At 71.5% G+C, this 16219-nt stretch carries 17 protein-coding genes; 12 read left to right on the top strand and 5 right to left on the bottom strand.

Annotated elements, in window-relative coordinates:
• The first annotated feature begins 88 nt into the window (after positions 1-88).
• Positions 89-1099 carry a zinc-binding dehydrogenase gene (locus AB0J72_RS44830; RefSeq protein WP_363411446.1) on the top strand — a complete coding sequence of 337 codons (1011 nt, stop codon included), beginning with the start codon at positions 89-91 and terminating at the stop codon, positions 1097-1099.
• A gap of 73 nt (positions 1100-1172) precedes the next feature.
• On the opposite strand, the gene AB0J72_RS44825 is transcribed toward AB0J72_RS44830, so the two are convergent.
• The gene (locus AB0J72_RS44825; protein ID WP_363411444.1) at positions 1173-1838 is read right to left on the bottom strand and encodes a DUF4253 domain-containing protein; all 666 of its coding nucleotides are present in this window, start codon (positions 1836-1838) and stop codon (positions 1173-1175) included.
• Positions 1835-2494 (bottom strand): DUF4184 family protein, encoded by a 660-nt coding sequence (locus AB0J72_RS44820; protein ID WP_363411442.1) that lies wholly within the window; start codon positions 2492-2494, stop codon positions 1835-1837. Before AB0J72_RS44820 ends, AB0J72_RS44825 begins: the two co-directional genes overlap by 4 nt.
• A gap of 71 nt (positions 2495-2565) precedes the next feature.
• On the opposite strand from AB0J72_RS44820, the gene AB0J72_RS44815 reads away from it, so the two are divergent.
• Positions 2566-3300, top strand: a complete 735-nt coding sequence (locus tag AB0J72_RS44815; RefSeq protein ID WP_363411440.1) for a GNAT family N-acetyltransferase — start codon at positions 2566-2568, stop codon at positions 3298-3300.
• On the opposite strand, the gene AB0J72_RS44810 is transcribed toward AB0J72_RS44815, so the two are convergent.
• Positions 3290-3973 (bottom strand): hypothetical protein, encoded by a 684-nt coding sequence (locus AB0J72_RS44810; protein ID WP_363411438.1) that lies wholly within the window; start codon positions 3971-3973, stop codon positions 3290-3292. The two genes, AB0J72_RS44815 and AB0J72_RS44810, sit on opposite strands and share 11 nt — an antisense overlap.
• A 46-nt stretch (positions 3974-4019) precedes the next feature.
• Between AB0J72_RS44810 and AB0J72_RS44805 the strand changes: the two genes are divergently transcribed.
• From AB0J72_RS44805 to AB0J72_RS44790, 4 genes are read left to right on the top strand one after another with little or no spacing between them, the layout of a single operon-like run.
• Entirely contained in the window at positions 4020-4577 is a 558-nt protein-coding gene (locus AB0J72_RS44805; protein WP_363411436.1) for a sigma-70 family RNA polymerase sigma factor, read from the top strand.
• Positions 4561-5640, top strand: a complete 1080-nt coding sequence (locus AB0J72_RS44800) for a hypothetical protein (RefSeq protein WP_363411434.1) — start codon at positions 4561-4563, stop codon at positions 5638-5640. Before AB0J72_RS44805 ends, AB0J72_RS44800 begins: the two co-directional genes overlap by 17 nt.
• A gap of 29 nt (positions 5641-5669) precedes the next feature.
• Positions 5670-6557, top strand: coding sequence for an ABC transporter ATP-binding protein (locus tag AB0J72_RS44795; protein ID WP_363411432.1), 888 nt, complete (start codon positions 5670-5672; stop codon positions 6555-6557).
• Positions 6554-7393 (top strand): ABC transporter permease, encoded by an 840-nt coding sequence (locus AB0J72_RS44790; protein WP_363411430.1) that lies wholly within the window; start codon positions 6554-6556, stop codon positions 7391-7393. The genes AB0J72_RS44795 and AB0J72_RS44790 overlap by 4 nt, the downstream gene beginning before the upstream one ends.
• A gap of 2 nt (positions 7394-7395) precedes the next feature.
• Here the strand turns inward: AB0J72_RS44790 and AB0J72_RS44785 are convergent, their stop codons facing one another.
• Positions 7396-7974, bottom strand: coding sequence for a hypothetical protein (locus AB0J72_RS44785; protein ID WP_363411428.1), 579 nt, complete (start codon positions 7972-7974; stop codon positions 7396-7398).
• A gap of 51 nt (positions 7975-8025) precedes the next feature.
• Here AB0J72_RS44785 and AB0J72_RS44780 point away from each other — a divergent pair, with 51 nt between their 5' ends.
• From AB0J72_RS44780 to AB0J72_RS44760, 5 genes are all read left to right on the top strand, one after another.
• Positions 8026-10299: an excinuclease ABC subunit UvrA gene (locus AB0J72_RS44780; RefSeq protein WP_363411426.1), complete on the top strand. Its 2274-nt coding sequence runs from the start codon at positions 8026-8028 to the stop codon at positions 10297-10299.
• 148 nt (positions 10300-10447) lie between these two features.
• Positions 10448-10648: a hypothetical protein gene (locus AB0J72_RS44775; RefSeq protein ID WP_363411424.1), complete on the top strand. Its 201-nt coding sequence runs from the start codon at positions 10448-10450 to the stop codon at positions 10646-10648.
• An 818-nt stretch (positions 10649-11466) separates the two neighbouring features.
• Complete coding sequence (locus AB0J72_RS44770) at positions 11467-11706, top strand: hypothetical protein (protein ID WP_363411422.1); 240 nt, start codon at positions 11467-11469, stop codon at positions 11704-11706.
• Positions 11707-11774: 68 nt separating this feature from the next.
• Complete coding sequence (locus AB0J72_RS44765) at positions 11775-13397, top strand: cellulose binding domain-containing protein (protein WP_363411503.1); 1623 nt, start codon at positions 11775-11777, stop codon at positions 13395-13397.
• Positions 13398-14195: 798 nt separating this feature from the next.
• On the top strand, positions 14196-14459 hold the full coding sequence (locus tag AB0J72_RS44760) for a hypothetical protein (RefSeq protein WP_363411420.1): 264 nt from the start codon (positions 14196-14198) through the stop codon (positions 14457-14459).
• Between the two features lie 498 nt (positions 14460-14957).
• On the opposite strand, the gene AB0J72_RS44755 is transcribed toward AB0J72_RS44760, so the two are convergent.
• Positions 14958-15440 carry a cupin domain-containing protein gene (locus tag AB0J72_RS44755; protein WP_363411418.1) on the bottom strand — a complete coding sequence of 161 codons (483 nt, stop codon included), beginning with the start codon at positions 15438-15440 and terminating at the stop codon, positions 14958-14960.
• Between the two features lie 575 nt (positions 15441-16015).
• Between AB0J72_RS44755 and AB0J72_RS44750 the strand changes: the two genes are divergently transcribed.
• Positions 16016-16156, top strand: a complete 141-nt coding sequence (locus AB0J72_RS44750; protein WP_363411416.1) for a hypothetical protein — start codon at positions 16016-16018, stop codon at positions 16154-16156.
• The last annotated feature ends 63 nt before the right edge of the window (positions 16157-16219 follow it).

The raw sequence follows: 16219 nt of genomic DNA, 5'->3' as shown, positions 1-16219 counted from the left end.
GTACAGCGCGGCGGCACCGCTCCAGAACCGCTCGAGGACCGCTCGAGGTGCCTTTCCGGGGCGGCGAGGGTCGCGTACGGTGGCCGGCGTGCCCGCCGTCGAGATCGTCCTGCCGGGTCCCGTCGAGCCCGAAGGCATGGTCGTGCGCCGGAGGCCGGTGCCCGTGCCGGCGCCGCACGAGGTGCTCGTCGAGGTCGAGGCGAGCGGCATGTCCTTCGACGACATGCTGATGCGGCGCGGCACCTGCCTGGACCGCCGCGCGTACCCGATGGTGCCGGGCCGCGACCTGGCCGGCGTCGTCACCGCGACCGGCGACGCGGCCGACCCGCGGCTCGTCGGCCGGCGCGTCGCCGCCGTCGTGCCGGGCGGCGCCTGGGCCACCCACGTGACCTTCGACGCCGGCGCGCTCACGCCCCTGCCGGAGACGCTCGGCGCCGTCGATGCGGTGGCGCTCGCGTATCCCGGCCTGCTCGCCCGGTACATGCTGCATGACGTGGCCCACGTCCAGCCCGGTCAGGTGGTCGTGGTGCCGGGCGCGCCGGGCTGGGTCGGCACGACGCTCGTCCAGCTCGCGCGGCAGGCCGGTGTGCGGGTCATCGGCGTGTCGAGCACCCGCCAGCTCGCCGAGACCACGGACCTGGAATTCGAGCCGGTCGACCACTGGACCGAGGACGTCTCCGCCCGGGTGCGGCAGCTCGCGCCGGACGGCGTCGACGCGGTGTTCGACTCGATCGGCGGGCCGAACCTGGCGGAGTCGTGGGACCAGCTCGGCGCCGCCGGGATCCTGGTGTCGTACGGGCACAACTTCACCCGCGACGCGACCGGTGACCCCGCGGACCGGCAGGCCGCGCTGACCGCCCAGTTCGACGCGTGGGCCGCGGCGTCGCCCGGGCGCCGGGCCACCACCGCCGACCTGTTCGCCGCGGGCCCGCCCGACCCGGCGTGGGCCGGCACCATCCTCAGTGGACTGTTCGGGTCCGCCGCCGAGGGCCGGTTGCGCCCGTACGTCGCGGCGACGTTCCCGCTGGCGGAGGCCCCGGCCGCGCTGCGCGAGCTGGAGACCGGCGGCCAGGTCGGCCGGGTCGTCCTGACCGCGTAGCCGGGCTCAGTCCCACCAGGCGCGCCACACCGTCGCGTGGCTGAGGCTGATGGCCAGGTCGGCGTAGCCGGGCTCAGTCCCACCAGGCGCGCCACACCGACGCGTGGCTGAGGCTGACGGCCAGGTCGGTCAGCGTGTCCGCGCCGTAGTAGTCGTACTCGCCGTCGTTGTACACCCGGTACTCCGCGGCGAGCCGCAGCGCGCCGGCCCGGTCCCGCGGCGGCCACTTCACGGTGAACTCGGCGGTCGTGTCGGTCATCGCGACGAGCTCGGCGCCGTACGCGGCGTGGAAGTGCTTCAGGATCGCCGCGTGCTCCGCCGGCGTCGGGTACTCGTTCCACCCGCCGCAGTGCAGCGCGAGCGGCACCTGCCACGGCGCCGCGACGGGCACCAGCGCGACGAACACCTCCTCGGCGTACTCGGAGACGCCGAACCCCGGCAGCTCCGGCCGCGGCCGCCATTCACCTTCACCGCGCAGCTCGGCGCGGAGCGTGTCGGCGTAGTCGCCGCCGTACCGGGCGAGCCGCCCCTCGAACCACTCCGCGAGCAGCGCCGCGCCGTCGTACCGCAGGGCCGACTCCTCCTCCGGCGTCCGAATCCGGAACGGAGTCAGCTCCTCGGGCGTCTCCGGTGTCATCAGCACCGGCCACAGCCCGGTCCCGCGGTGCTGCGCCCGCAGCCGCCACCACCATTCGAGGGAGTCCTCGCCGGGCACCAGGAACCCCTGCACAGCCGTCATGATCGCGACGATACCGCCCACGACGCGGCGAGCAGACCCGCGCCCGCGGCGCAGAGCAGCCTGGCGCCGGTCGTGTGCGCCAGCGACGCCCCGGGCAGGAACGGCGTGAGCGCGGCCAGCGGCAGCGCCACCGCGCAGGCCACCGTCCAGAACGGCAGCGGTCGCCGACGGCGCGGTGGCGGGTCGCCGTGCCAGCGCCGCAGCAGCCGGCCGCGGCGGATCCGCACGGCTGTCGCGGCCAGAACCAAAACGCCCAGCACGTGCATGACGTACTCCGACCAGGGGACCGCGAGCTCGAGCCGGTCGAGGGCCAGATGGCTCGCCGCGCCGAGCAGCGCAGACGTCACGGTGACCGGCCACGCCGGCCGGTGCGACAAGAGCACCCCGTAGTCGCCGGACCCCGGCAGGTGCGCGGCGAGCGCCGGCGCCGCCCGCCGGATCAGCCACCCGACCGCCACGGCGACCGGCAGGCACCACGCGACGAGCCCGGGCAGCTGGTGCGACAGGGGCCAGACCGGCAGCCCGGAGCCGTCCAGCACGTACGCGAGGTCCGGCGCCACCGACCCGGTGACGAGCGCGACCCCGTCGAACCAGCGCGGCCGCCACACCTTCAACGGCAGCACGGCGGCGGGGTGGGTGGGGAACGTCAGGGGCACCAGCGCGACGGTAGCGGCGGCCGGTGGGGGCGGGGCGCCGGAACCGTGAAGATTCGGCAAGGATGGGGACCATGACGACGATCGAGGAGGCGCCGCTGCGGCAGGCGCGCAACTCCGCCGCCTTCTGGGCCGCGACCGGCCGGGCCCGCGGGCACGAGGTGGTCCGCCGCCCCGGGTACCTCGCCGTCGTGGGCGACGCGCGGGCGGGGGTGCGGGTGCTGATCCAGCGGGCCGGGCTCGACACCGCGGAGGTCGCCGAGATCACGGACCTGGCGGCTCAGGCACCCGGGCCGGTGGACGTCGAGGACCCGTTCAGCGCGACGGACCTCACCCACCTCGGTATGCGCAACTGGCAGATGCCCGTCATGCTGCGCGGGCCGGGGCCCGTGGGCGTGCCGGCGATGGACGTCATCCGAGTCCGCGCAGACGTGGATCTCCAGTCGGCCGAGCGTGCCGTGATCGACGGCTTCGAGCTCAGCCGGTTCACGCCGTACAAAAGCGGCGAACTCTTCCCGAATGCCTTGATCGAACAGTCCGGGGTGGACGTCTTCGTCGCGCGGCTCGACGGGGAGGTCGCTGGCGCGTGCGTCACCGTCCTGGACGACGGGCTCGGCAGCCACTACTGGGTCGGGACCCCGCCGAAGTTCCGCTCCCGCGGCGTGGGGCGGGCCGTCATGCTCGGCTCCCTCGCCCACCTCACCGGGGTGCCGGTCACGCTGACCGCGTCGCGCCTGGGCCGCCCCTTGTACGAGTCGCTCGGCTTCACGGTGACGTCCCCGGCCACCTGGTGGTCATCTACGCCGTGACCGAGAGGTACCACCACGTCGCGGCCTCGTCGTCCATCGCGAGCACCTGCTCGTCGGTCGGGCGGTGCCCGTCGGGCAGCGGCACCGACATCGCCTCCGTCCGCGCCACGAGCTCCCGCAGCCGCCGCACCTGGTCGGCGACCTCCGCGGTCACCTCGCCGCCGACGAGGATGTGTGGGCCCAGGGTGTACCAGAGTGCGATGAGCCGCACGTCACCGGCGCGCTCGGCGGCCTCGGCGACGGCCAGGACGGCGTCGACCAGGAGCACCGGCCGTGGTGGGACCGCGTCGGCGCCGGTCAGCTCGCCGGCGTCGACCAGCCGGCGCCACAGGGCGGTGCCGGCGTCGCAGTACAGCAGCGGCGGCTCGACGTAGCCGTCCTCCAGCTCCGACTCGAAGTCGGCCTCGTCGACGACCGTGCGCAGCGCCGTGAACTCCGTCAACCCGTCGAAGTACCCGCGCCGCCGCGCGTAGTCAGGGTGCCGGTCGAGCGGGAACCCGTACACGAACCGCCGCCGCCGCAACAGGTCGATGTCGCGGAAGTGCGTGATCGCCCCGTCGAACTGCCGCCCGAACGCGAGCAGCACCGCGAACCAGTCGCGTGGCCGGTCGTCGTCCGCGCCGTGGTCCGCGTCGAGGAGCCGCACCGAGTCCCACACCATGTCGTCGAACACCCGCGCAACGGTGTCACATCCGCGGGCCCGGCGGTGCTCAATATGTGTGCAGGAAGAAGTCAGGCTGGTCTGGCCCGTCGCCGCGGCCCGGCCGGCCGAACGGAAGGACGCCGTGCGGACCGACCTCGAGCAGGTGTTCCGAGCCTCGTATCCCCGCGTCGTGGCCGTCGCCGCCCGGGTCCTCGGATCCCGGGACCAGGCAGAGGACGTGGCGCAGGAGGTGTTCCTGTCGTTCGGTCGCTCGTCGGTACCGGCGGCGGAAGCACCCGGCTGGCTGTCGGTCGCCGCGGCGCACACCGCCCTCAACCAGCTGCGGTCCGGGCGGCGCCGGGCGTCCCGGGAGGAGGCGGCCGGCGGCGCCGACACCGTCGCCCCCGACGTCGCCGACGCGGTCGTCGCGCGCGACGAGCACCGCCGGGTCCGCGCCGCGCTCGCCGGGCTGCCCCGCCGGCAGGCCGTCGCCCTGGTCCTGCGGCACAGCGGCCTCAGCTACGCGGAGGTGGCCGCCGCCCTCGACCTCTCCCCCGGCAGCGTCGGCACGATCGTGCGCCGCGCCGAGTCCGCTCTACGCAAGGAGTTGAACCGTCATGCGCCATCCGAATGACGGCACGCTGCGCCGGCTGCTGGACGAGCCGGAAGGCGTCGCCGACACCGATCGTGAGCACGTCGCCGGCTGCCCGGTGTGCCTGTCCGGGCTCGCCGCCGCCGGGGAGGACGCGGCGTTCGCGGGCGCGGCGCTGCACGTCGGCACCGACCCGGACGTCGACGCCGGCTGGCGCCGCCTGACCGCCGCCGGCGAACCACGCCGGGTGCCGGCCGCCGCCCGCGGCACCCGGTGGCGGGCGGCGCTGCGCAGCCCGGTCGTCGCGGCCGTCGCCGCCGTCGCGCTGCTCACCGGCGCGAGCGCCGCGGCCGCCGCGGACTGGCTGCAGATCTTCCGGACCGACCGGATCGTCCCGATCACCGTCACTCAGGCGGACCTGGTCACGATGCCCGACCTGGCCGCGTACGGCGACGTGAAGGTCACCAACGGCCCGAACGTCCGGAAGGTCGGCGACGCCGCCGCGGCCGCGGCGATCACGGGCCTGTCCGTGCCGCGGACCGGCAGGCTGCCGCGCGGCGTGACCGGCGACCCGACGTTCCAGGTCGGCGACCAGGCGAACGCGGTGTTCACGTTCTCGGTGGAGAAGGCCGCGCGGACGGCCGCGGCGGCCGGCGCGACGCTGCCCCCGCCGCCGCCCGGCCTGGACGGCAGCCAGTTCCGGCTGAGCGCCGGGCCCGGCCTCGCCCTCGTCTGGCAGGGCGGCGGGCGCAGCGCCCCGGCCATGATCGTGGCCCGGGTCGTCGCGCCGGTCGCGTACTCCTCCGGCGTCCCGTTCGACACCGCCCGCGACTACCTGCTGTCGCTGCCGGGCCTGCCGGAGTCGGTCGCCGCGCAGCTGCGCGCGTTCTCCGGCAGCGGCACCACCCTGCCGATGATCGTCCGCTCCGGGCAGCAGGCGACCGCGACCGACGTCGGCGGGACGCCGGCGACCGTCCTCACGACCCGCGACGGCGTCATGTCCGGCGTGGTGTGGGTCGACGACGGCGTGGTCACCGCGGTCGCCGGGTCACTGTCCGCCGACGAGGTGTTGTCGGTGGCGCGCGGGCTGCGGTGGGACCGGTGAACGCGTCGCCGGCCGTGTGGTGTTCCGGGTTGCGCAAGCGGTACCGGCGGCAGACCGCGCTCGCCGACGTCTCCTTCACCGTCGGGCGGGGCGAGGTCCTGGGGCTTCTCGGCCCGAACGGCGCCGGCAAGACCACCGCCATCAAGATCCTGCTGGGGCTCGTCCGGCCGGACGCTGGCGAGGCGCTGCTGCTGGGCCGCCCGGCGCGGGACCCGGCGGCCCGGGCCAGGGTCGGCTACCTGCCCGAGCTCTTCCGGTACCAGCCCTGGCTGACCGCGGCCGAGGTCCTCGACCTGCACGTGAAGCTCGCCCGCGCCACGGTGTCCGCTGACGATCGGCGCGAGTGCCTGGCCATGGTCGGGCTCGCGGACCGCGCCGGCGACCGGGTCGGCGGCTTCTCCAAGGGCATGCAGCAGCGGCTCGGCCTGGCGGTCGCCCTGGTCGCCGGGCCCGACCTCGTCGTGCTCGACGAGCCGACGAGCGCCCTCGACCCGCTCGGCCGCGCCGACGTCAGGGACCTGCTGCTGGCGTTGAAGGAGCGCGGGGTGGCCGTGCTGCTCAACTCGCACCTCATCGGCGAGGTCGAGCGCGTCTGCGACCGGGTGGTCATCCTGGACAAGGGCCGGGTCGCCGCCGCCGGTACGCTGCCCGAACTGCTCGGCCGGCGGTCCCTGCACCTGCGCCTGGACGGTGTGTCCCCGGCGGCCTCGGCCCGGCTCGCCGCGGCCGGCGCGGTGACCTCCGCCGGCGACCAGTTCACCGTCGCGCTGCCGGCGGATCCGGCCGATTCGCTGATCCCCGACCTGGTCCGCGACCTGGTCGGCCTCGGCGTGCGCGTGCACGCGGTCGAGCCGGCCCGGATCACGCTGGAGGAACGCCTCCTGGACATCCTGCGCGCCTCGACGGAGGATCGATGACCGTCCTGACGATCGCCTCGCTCACGCTGCAGGAGGCGTCGCGGCGCAAGGTGCTGCGGTCCCTGGCCGTGCTGACCGTCCTGCTGCTCGGGCTCAGCACCTGGGGCTTCACCCGCATCGACGCCACGTTCGGCGGCCTCACCAGCGGCGAGTCCCGGCTGGCCGCGGCGACCGTGCTCAACCTCGTCATGTTCGGGCTGAGCCTCATCTCGGCGCTCGGCACCGCGTTCCTCGCCGGCCCCACCCTCGCCGGCGAGATCGAGTCGGGGATCGCCCTGGCCATGATGACCCGCCCGGTCCGCCGCTCCGCGGTCCTGGTGGGCAAGTGGCTGGGCCTGGTCGCGTTCGGCAGCGGCTTCGTCGCCGTCGCCGGCCTCGCGCAGCTGCTCATCGTCCGGGCCACGGTCGGGTACTGGCCGCCGCAGCCGTTCCTGGGGCTGGCACTGCTCGCCGGCCAGACCGCGGTGCTGCTCACCCTCGGCCTGCTGCTGTCGACCGTGATCTCACCGATGGCCTCCGGCATCGTCTCCGTCGGCCTCTTCGGCGCCACCTGGATCGCGGGCGTCGTCGGCGTCGTCGGCGAGGTCCTCGGCAACGCGAGCCTCGCCCAGGTCGGCACCGTGTCCAAGATGCTCCTGCCGACCGACGGCCTGTGGCGCGGCGCGATGCACGCCTTCCAGGACCCGACCCTGCTCAGCCAGTTCAGCGAGGCGTTCGAAGGCCATCCGTTCCTCAGCCAGACCGGCCTGACCCCCGCGTACGTCGCCTGGGCCGCGATCTGGACCGCCGTCGTCCTGGCGCTGTCCGCCCTCGCCTTCCACCGTCGCGACCTGTGAACCTACCGCCGCAGGAGCGGCTTGCCGTCGCGGGCCCAGGCGAGGGCGAGCCGGTCGTCGACCCAGCCGTCGTCGCGGACCAGGCCGTCGACGAGGTCCGGCGAGGTCTCGCCGAAGCGGCGGTTGAGGACGTGGCCGGTGCTGTCGACCTCGAGGTTGCCGTCGTCGTAGATGGTGAGGGGGCAGTCGGTGGTGCCGCCGATCGACAGCGTGCCGTCGGTCGTCGCGAAGTGGATCAGGCGGCTCACGACGGCGCCGCCGTAGACGTACAGCATCGTGGCGTCGACGCTGACGACGGCCGCCCGCAGCGTGCCGGTGACCATGAGGGCGAACGTCTCGGGGGCGCCCTCGTCGAGGTCCAGCGTGCCGCCGACGGTGAGGTCGCCGTCGATCACGAACGCCGTCAGCTCGTCCGTGCTGCCGACGCCGGCCATCCTGTACAGGTCGCCGCCGGTGAAGTCGCCGTCGGCGTGGACGTCGCCGCGCCGTACCAGAGCCGCATCGAACTCGACGTCGAACTCCTCGAAGGGGCTCGGCGGCAACACCGCGTACGCAACGTCGAACTTCTCCCAACGTGTCATCAGCGCAATGTAGCGGCCGAAAATGTCGGGGGGTCCGGCTATGGTGGCCCGGTGCATGTGGCAGACAGTCATGACCTGATCAAGGTCCACGGGGCCAGGGAAAACAACCTGAAGGACGTCAGCGTCGACATCCCGAAGCGCCGCCTGACGGTGTTCACCGGGGTGTCGGGATCGGGCAAGAGCTCGCTGGTGTTCGGCACGATCGCCGCGGAGTCGCAGCGGCTCATCAACGAGACCTACAGCGCGTTCGTCCAGGGCTTCATGCCGAGCCAGGGCCGGCCCGACGTCGACCTGCTCGAAGGGCTCACCACGGCGATCATCGTCGACCAGGAGCGGATGGGTGCCAACTCCCGTTCCACGGTCGGCACCGCGACCGACGCGAATGCCATGCTGCGGATCGTGTTCAGCCGCCTCGGCGTGCCGAGCGCCGGGCCGTCGTTCCACTACAGCTTCAACGTGCCCGCCGGCGCGTGCCCCCGCTGCGAGGGCATGGGCACCGCCAACGACATCGACCTCGACGAGCTGTTCGACCGGGACAAGTCGCTGAGCGAGGGCGCGATCACCATCCCGGGTTACAGCGTCGACGGCTGGCTCGTGCGGATCTTCACCGCGTCCGGCTTCGTCGACGCCGACAAGCCCATCCGCGACTACACCGAGCAGGAGCTGCACGACTTCCTGTACAAGGAGCCGGTGAAGGTCAAGATCGAGAGCATCAACATGACCTATGAGGGGCTCATCCCCAAGGTCCAGAAGGGGTTCCTGCAGAAGGACAAGGAGGCGCTGCAGCCGCACCTGCGCGCGTTCGTGGAGCGGGCGGTCACGTTCACTGCCTGCCCCGAGTGCAACGGCACCCGGCTCAACAAGGCGGCGCTGGAGTCGCGCATCGACGGCATCAACATCGCCGACGCGTGCGCGATGCAGATCAGCGACCTCTCCGACTGGGTCCGCGGCCTCAAGGACCCCGCGGTCGCGCCGCTGCTGACGACCCTGCAGCAGACGCTGGACTCATTCGTGGAGATCGGCCTGGGCTATCTGTCGCTGGACCGGCCGTCGGGCACGCTGTCCGGCGGTGAGGCGCAGCGCACCAAGATGATCCGGCACCTCGGGTCGAGCCTCACCGACGTGTCGTACATCTTCGACGAGCCGACCGTCGGGCTGCACCCGCACGACATCCAGCGGATGAACGGGCTGCTGCAGCGCCTGCGCGACAAGGGCAACACGGTCCTCGTCGTCGAGCACAAGCCCGAGACGATCGCGATCGCCGACCACGTCGTCGACCTCGGCCCGGGCGCGGGCGGCGCCGGCGGCACGATCTGCTTCGAGGGCACCGTGGCGGACCTGCGGGCCAGTGACACGCTCACCGGCCGCCACCTCGACTACCGGGCGGTGCTCAAGGCCGACCCGCGCAAGGCGACGGGTGCCCTGCCGATCCGCAACGCGTCCCGGCACAACCTCCAGGACGTGAGCGTCGACGTGCCGCTCGGCGTGCTGGTGGTCGTCACCGGCGTCGCGGGGTCGGGCAAGAGCTCTCTCATCCACGGCTCGGTGCCCAAGGGCGCGGGCGTCGTCTCCGTCGACCAGACCGCGATCCGCGGCTCCCGGCGCAGCAACCCCGCCACGTATACCGGCCTGCTCGACCCGATCCGTGCCGCCTTCGCCAAGGCCAACAAGGTGAAGCCGGCCCTCTTCAGCGCCAACTCGGCGGGCGCCTGCCCCAACTGCAACGGCAACGGCGTCATCTACACCGACCTGGCCATGATGGCGGGCGTAGCCACCGTCTGCGAGGAGTGCGAGGGCAAGCGCTTCCAGGCCGCCGTCCTCGAATACAAGCTGGGCGGCAAGGACATCAGCGAGGTCCTGTCGATGTCGGTGACGGAGGCGGAGGCGTTCTTCGCCGCCGGCCACGCGAAGTCGGCCGCCGCCCACGCCATCCTGCACCGCATGGCCGACGTCGGCCTCGGCTACGTCACCCTCGGCCAGCCGCTGACCACCCTCTCCGGCGGCGAGCGCCAGCGGCTCAAGCTGGCCATCCACATGGCGGAGAAGGGCGGCATCTACGTCCTGGACGAGCCGACGACCGGCCTGCACCTCGCCGACGTCGAGCAGCTGCTGAAGCTCCTCGACCGCCTCGTCGACTCCGGCAAGTCCGTCATCGTCATCGAGCACCACCTGGCCGTGATGGCCCGCGCCGACTGGATCATCGACCTCGGCCCCGGCGCCGGCCACGACGGCGGCCGCCTCGTGTTCGAGGGCACCCCCGCCGACCTGGTCGCCGCCCGCTCCACCCTGACCGGCGAGCACCTGGCCCAGTACGTCGGCGCTTAACGTCGACCCACCGAGCGGCACTGAGATGTGACGACTCGACGGGTACTGGAAATGCCTTTCGAGCTGGGATGATTGGAGTTATCCAGGCTTCCGTCATCCTGCTCGAGAGGTCATCTCGCAGGTGCGGTTGTTGCAAGCAGGCCGTGCGGTGGGCGCGGTGCTCGATGAGGCGAATCTGGTGTCGTGTGCCGGGCTGGTCCTGGTGTTGGGGTTGGCCGAGCGGGTTGGTCTGGCCGGGCCGGTCGGGGTGCGGGTCCGTCCGGACATGTCGACCGGGTCGAACCCGGGCGGGGAGGCCGCTGCGGTCGTGGCTGGATGTGCGCAGGCGCGGACAGCATCGATGACCTGAACGTATTGCGGCACGGCGGGATGGGCGGGCTGTTCACCGGCGTGTGCGCGCCGTCGACGTTGGGGTCGTTCCTGCGGTTCTTCACCTGCGGTTACGCCCTGCAGGTGAAAGCCGCCGACCGGAATCTGCTGACCGCCCTCGCGGCGGCGACGCCGTTGCTGCCGGGCGGGAACGTTCAGTACCATCCGGTCGGCCTTGGGTCAGGATGTCGCCGGGCGGCCAGGTGCATAGCGCTGCCCTCCCCGCTGCGCCGCTGCCTGCTTGTCAACACACAGGTCACTGGATCAACCGCTGCCACCAAAACGCGATCCCATCGGTCTGGTGGTTGAGCCACCAAATCCACGGAAGTTGCTCCGACAGCTCTCGGACAGCCGGCATCGGCAGTTCACTTCGTCATGCGTTGCACTTGGGCACGGTGTTCGGCGTGCCAATCCACTGGCGTATCAACGACGACTTGGTCTCAGTGCTCGTCGGACATAACGACGAGACGTGGCAGATCGGCATTTCATACTGGTGGAGGTGGCGGACCGGCTCTGCGATAGGGAGCGATCTTTGTCACGCACAAGGTGCCATGCCGCGGCAATTTCGCGGTCGCGCCTGTCGCATGGTGGAAGCTTTGCCGTCCATGCCGCGGCGCCAACGGAGAAAGTGTTATGCAACCGATGGTCGGAAGGTCGCGGTTTCCAGGTTCGGAAAGTTACATCCGAGGTGGGGTCAATGACCGCGTGGGCATGGATGGCGACTTGAATAGCCGATGCATTTCTGACACCCTCGGCGCCGCAATGTTAGCGATAACAGGAACAACTTCTGGAGGGCGTGTGACGCCGTCGAGCACTGGTCGCCGCCACTTCACCGTCCCCAGCGGACAGACCGCGCAGATCGACTGGATGCGGGCAAACGGACCGTCCAATGGGCGCATCACCGCCACCGGCGCCGGCTGCAACGCCGTCATGACACTGCTCGACGCCTCCACCGGCAAGACCGCCAAACCGGCCGGGTGGCCGTTCGGCACAGAGATCGACGCGAAACAGCATCAACGACCGGAAGGAATCCGATGACACAGGATCAGCAGGAGCCGGTGAGCGGCAAGCGACGGTTGCTGAGCCGCCGAGCCGCCCTGACAACCATGGGTGCGGTGCCGGTTCTCACGGTCGCGGCGTCGGTCCTGAGGGCTACCGAGGCCTCGGCCGCGGCGGCGAACATCAATCCGTCGGCGCCGCGCCAGACGATCCGGGGCTTCGGCGGCATGGCCCACGCGGCCTGGATCGGTGACCTCACCGCCGCCCAGCGGACCACGGCGTTCGGCGGCGGTGAGGGCCAGCTGGGATTCTCCGTGCTGCGGATTCCCGTCGGCGAGAACCAGTCGGACTGGAGTCGCGATCTGACGACGGCGAAGCGCGCGGTGGAGCTCGGGGCAACCGTCTTCGCCTCGCCCTGGAACCCGCCCGCGAGCATGGTCGAGACGTTCACGCGCGGCAGCCAGACCAACGCCAAGCGCCTCAAGTACAGCGCGTACGGCGCATACGCCCAGCATCTCAATGACTTCACCACCTACATGCGCAACAACGGCGTCAACCTGTACGGCATCTCCGTGCAGAACGAGCCGGACTACGCGGCGGACTGGACGTGGTGGACCTCCGCCGAGATCGTTCGGTTCCTGCGCGAGAACGCCGGCGTGATCAGTACCCGGGTCATCGCACCGGAGTCGTTCCAGTACGTGAAGTCCATGTCGGACCCGATCCTCAACGACGCCGCGGCACTGGCCAATGTGGACATCATCGGGGCGCACCTGTACGGCACGTCGTACGCGAACTTCCCTTACCCGCTGTTCAAGCAGAAGGGCGCGGGCAAGGAACTCTGGATGACCGAGGTCTACTACCCCAACAGCTCCGACTCGGGTGACCTCTGGCCCCAGGCGCTCGACGTGGGCGAGCACATCCACCACGCGATGGTGGATGCCGAGTTCCAGACGTACGTCTGGTGGACGATCCGGCGCAGCTACGGCCCCATGCGTGAGGACGGTCAGATCAGCAAGCGCGGCGCCATGATGGCGCACTTCGCGCGGTTCGTCCGTCCCGGGTACACCCGCATCGACGCGACGGCGAATCCGACGTCGAACGTGTACGTCTCGGCGTACCGCGGCGGCAACACCGTCGTGATCGTCGCCGTCAACAAGAACACTTCTGCGGTGACCCAGCAGTTCACGCTGGCCGGCACCACGGCATCGGGCAGCGTGTCGAACTGGCTGACCGACGCGAGCCGGAACGTCGCGCCCCAGACGGCGCTTCGGATGTCGAACGGATCGCTCACGGCGACGCTGCCCGCCCGCAGCGCGATGACCTTCGTGGCCAGCGTCAGCGACACCCCGCCGTCCAGCCCGTCGCCGAGCATCACGCCTTCTCCCACGCCGAGTCAGTCACCCATCGGCGGCACGGGCCCCCGGGTCGCGTACACGATGAACACCTGGGACTCCGGGTTCACGGCCAGCATCAGCGTCACCAACACCGGCACCTCGACGATCAACGGCTGGACGCTCCGCTTCACCCTGCCTTCGGGCCAGGCGATCACCTCGGGCTGGAACGCCACGTTCTCACCCTCCAGCGGCCAGGTGAGCGCCACCAACGTCAGCTACAACGCGACGCTCGCGCCCGGGGCCACCGTCGACTTCGGCTTCCAGGGCACCCACTCCGGGAGCACCGCCGAACCGGCCGCTTTCACGCTCAACGGCATCCCCTGCACCGTCGTCTGACCGGCGGGCGTATCACCGCACGGAAGCCCGGCGGGGTGTGCGCCGTCCGGCTCGCGCGCGTCAGGACTATTTCCGGTTCGCGCCGCGGGGCGGGCGGCGATCGCCAGCAGGACGAGGTGTTCGCTGCCGCCGACCCGGCTTGGTCCCACACCCAGGTCATGACTCGGATGCTCGTCGGGCATTCCGGGTGGCTGGGGTCGGCGTCGTACGAGGCGGCATGTCGTTCCTTCAGATGCGGTGGGACGCGGCGGTGTGTGCCGGTTCGGGTCCGGCGGCGATCGGCGCCAGCCGGGCGGTTCATGCGTGCGGTCCGCCGCCCGGCGGTCTGGGATCGCACCTGCGGGTCCCTGCCCGGCGGCGCGAAGATCAGGAGGTGCTGGCGCGGGCGCAGGTCGGTGCGGGCGGCCTCCGGCTGCGGAAAGCTGCGATGCTCGGCCGGCGCTTCGGGGTCCACGACGGTGACGTGTGCGTACAGCTGGAAGCCGCTGTGCTCCGCTTCGGTCAGCAGCCGCCAGCCGTGCGTTCCGTAAGGTTCCTCGGTCGGGCGGGTCGGCAACGCGCCACAGCGTGATCGGCACCGGGGCGGCGTCGATTGCCGGCGGCGGCGCGGCGTCCGGCCGCTGCGGCTGGCGGGCCGCGAGGCCCGCGGTTTCACGCGGGCCTCGGCCGAAGCCTGACCGCGTTCCTGTCGCGGACGCGTCAGAGGATGGTGGGGCGGGCCCCTACAGTGCGCTCATGCCTACGAGTCGTCGTTGTGCCAAGTGTCAGTGTCCGCGCCTGTGGCACATCGATCCGGTCATGCTTCCCGAACCCGACAACCGCAACGTCGTCGATGTCCTGCCGGCCGTCGCTCGGTGGGCTTCCGGATCGGCGGACGGCGGGAGCACAGGCAAGCGCATCGAGGCCGGGCGCTTCGAGGTGTGGATCTGCGCGGCATGCGGGTACACGGAATGGTACGCGCTCCAGGTCAACGAGATGCTCGCGTGGCTCAGCCGCAATACCAGCTCGGGCGTGCACTACTACGACGCCGACTCGGCGGCCCGGCCCGCCCCGCTCGGCTGACCGCGGGGGGAGGTTCAGAGGTAGCTGACGCCGGTCAGTTCCTCGGCCGCCGCCCAGAGTCGCCGGCCAACGGCTGGGTCGGTCGGCTCCCGGCTGAGCCGGGCCGCGGTGACCCGGGCCCGCGTCACCCACAGCGCTGCCGCATGACGATCAGCGAATGAACGCCGTCTGAACCGCGCGGACCTCGATCAGTGATGCCAAGCGCTCGGTACTGCGGAGCCGCTGTCCGCTGTCGTCCACGCGACCGGTTGCGGCCGCGCCACCAGCTCAACGCGCCGACGAGGGCCGGCGCGGCGAGCCCTGGGGCGAGTGCCTCGTAGCGCGCCGTGGGCGAGCCCAAGGCTCAGGCTGCGACTTGTCCTTCCGGCTGCGTCAAGCGTTCAGCGAACAGGTCGCCGGGTCACGCCGCCGCCGCGGCATCCAGCGGGATGCGCCGAAGGATCGGCGCGCACGCTCGGCGGGAGAACAGTATGTTTGTCTGAGCGCGGGCGGTGCCGGTCAGGTCAGCCAGAGGTTGTCGTGTTCCTGGTAGAACGCGGCGCGTTCCTCCTCGCCCATCTGCGCGACCTGGACCAGCCCTTCGAAGTAGCCCTCACGGGGTGCGCCCGGCGAGAAGTGCAGCAGCATCGACGCTGGCGCTCCGGACTCGTTCTTGAACCCATGAATACCGCCCGCTGGGACGTGCACGTAGTCTCCGGGCTCGGCGTCGATCCAGCGCCTTCCGTCATAGATTCGGATGGTGCCGGACAGAATGTAGAAGGACTCCGTCAACGACCGATGGAAGTGCGGTTCCGGTCCGGTCACGTCGGGTCCGCACTCCCATCGGTACAGACCGAACAGGCCACCGGTCGACGCGCCGGTGGACAGATAGTGCACTCGAGTGCCGTTCGGGTAGACGAGGTCCGGCGCGGTGCCGTCCGGGCGGTAGGCTGCGCTGATCTCGCCGTTTTTGTCGTGGTACAGCGGAGGAGGATAAGTCACGGAAACATCATGCACGCCAAGGGCCGGACCACCCTGGTGTTGATCGGATATTTGCTCATCGGCCAAAAGTCGTGAGCCGCGACCAGTGCCGGAGGCCATGTACGCGGCGAGGATGTAGTTCGGGTGCCGGTCGAGGTTGCTGCGGGCCCCGGTCGTACCGCATCGTCGTTCGCGGGTCGGCGTGGCGGGCAGCGATCTGCACGTCGCGGCGGCTGACGCCGGCGTCGAGCATGGTCGTGACGAGGTCCGCATCGGCGAGGACAGGCCCGATGCGGCCACGCGACCACGGGAACAGCTTGCGTCAATCGATGGAGCCGCTCTTCGTCGCGCTGCAGTACACGTTGGCGCCGGATGCGCCGTTTCGCAGGCACACCCGCAGCGTGAAGCGCACCCCGAACTGGAACTACGAGCCGGACATGTCCGCGTAGCTGCAGCCGTTTTCCGCGCCGTTCGAGTCATGGACCTTGTAGGTTCCGACACCGGAGTGGTTCACGATCGTCACGGCTCGCAAGCCGTCCGGGTAGCCGACCGCAGCACGTCCGGCCCCGCCACCTGCCGACGTGCCACGGACCGCCTTGATCGAACTGCTGGCCCGGTGCGCCGGCGGCGACCCGGACGCGATCGAGCGCCCGCCCGGCGTGGTCAACGCTCAATGCAACGGCGCCGTGGGCAGCGCTCCGGAGCGCGGTGTGTCCCCAACCAAGACCCTCTCCTGAGGAAATATGGCGCCCAACGGCGTCGCCTCGGCGCGCCGGCCGAGCCGTGAGATTGACGTTCGT

It is taken from the genome of Dactylosporangium sp. NPDC049742, assembly GCF_040674675.1.
Lineage (GTDB): Bacteria > Actinomycetota > Actinomycetes > Mycobacteriales > Micromonosporaceae > Dactylosporangium > Dactylosporangium maewongense.
Note: the sequence above shows the minus strand (reverse complement) of the source record. Positions and strands in the feature narration are given on the sequence as shown.

Bases quoted from the DNA above. Each gene is read 5' to 3' on its own strand.
- AB0J72_RS44785 (WP_363411428.1), bottom strand. From the start codon at position 7,974: ATGACACGTTGGGAGAAGTTCGACGTTGCGTACGCGGTGTTGCCGCCG.
- AB0J72_RS44815 (WP_363411440.1), top strand. From the start codon at position 2,566: ATGACGACGATCGAGGAGGCGCCGCTGCGGCAGGCGCGCAACTCCGCC.
- AB0J72_RS44825 (WP_363411444.1), bottom strand. From the start codon at position 1,838: ATGACGGCTGTGCAGGGGTTCCTGGTGCCCGGCGAGGACTCCCTCGAA.
- AB0J72_RS44765 (WP_363411503.1), top strand. From the start codon at position 11,775: ATGGGTGCGGTGCCGGTTCTCACGGTCGCGGCGTCGGTCCTGAGGGCT.
- AB0J72_RS44790 (WP_363411430.1), top strand. From the start codon at position 6,554: ATGACCGTCCTGACGATCGCCTCGCTCACGCTGCAGGAGGCGTCGCGG.
- AB0J72_RS44760 (WP_363411420.1), top strand. From the start codon at position 14,196: ATGCTTCCCGAACCCGACAACCGCAACGTCGTCGATGTCCTGCCGGCC.
- AB0J72_RS44800 (WP_363411434.1), top strand. From the start codon at position 4,561: ATGCGCCATCCGAATGACGGCACGCTGCGCCGGCTGCTGGACGAGCCG.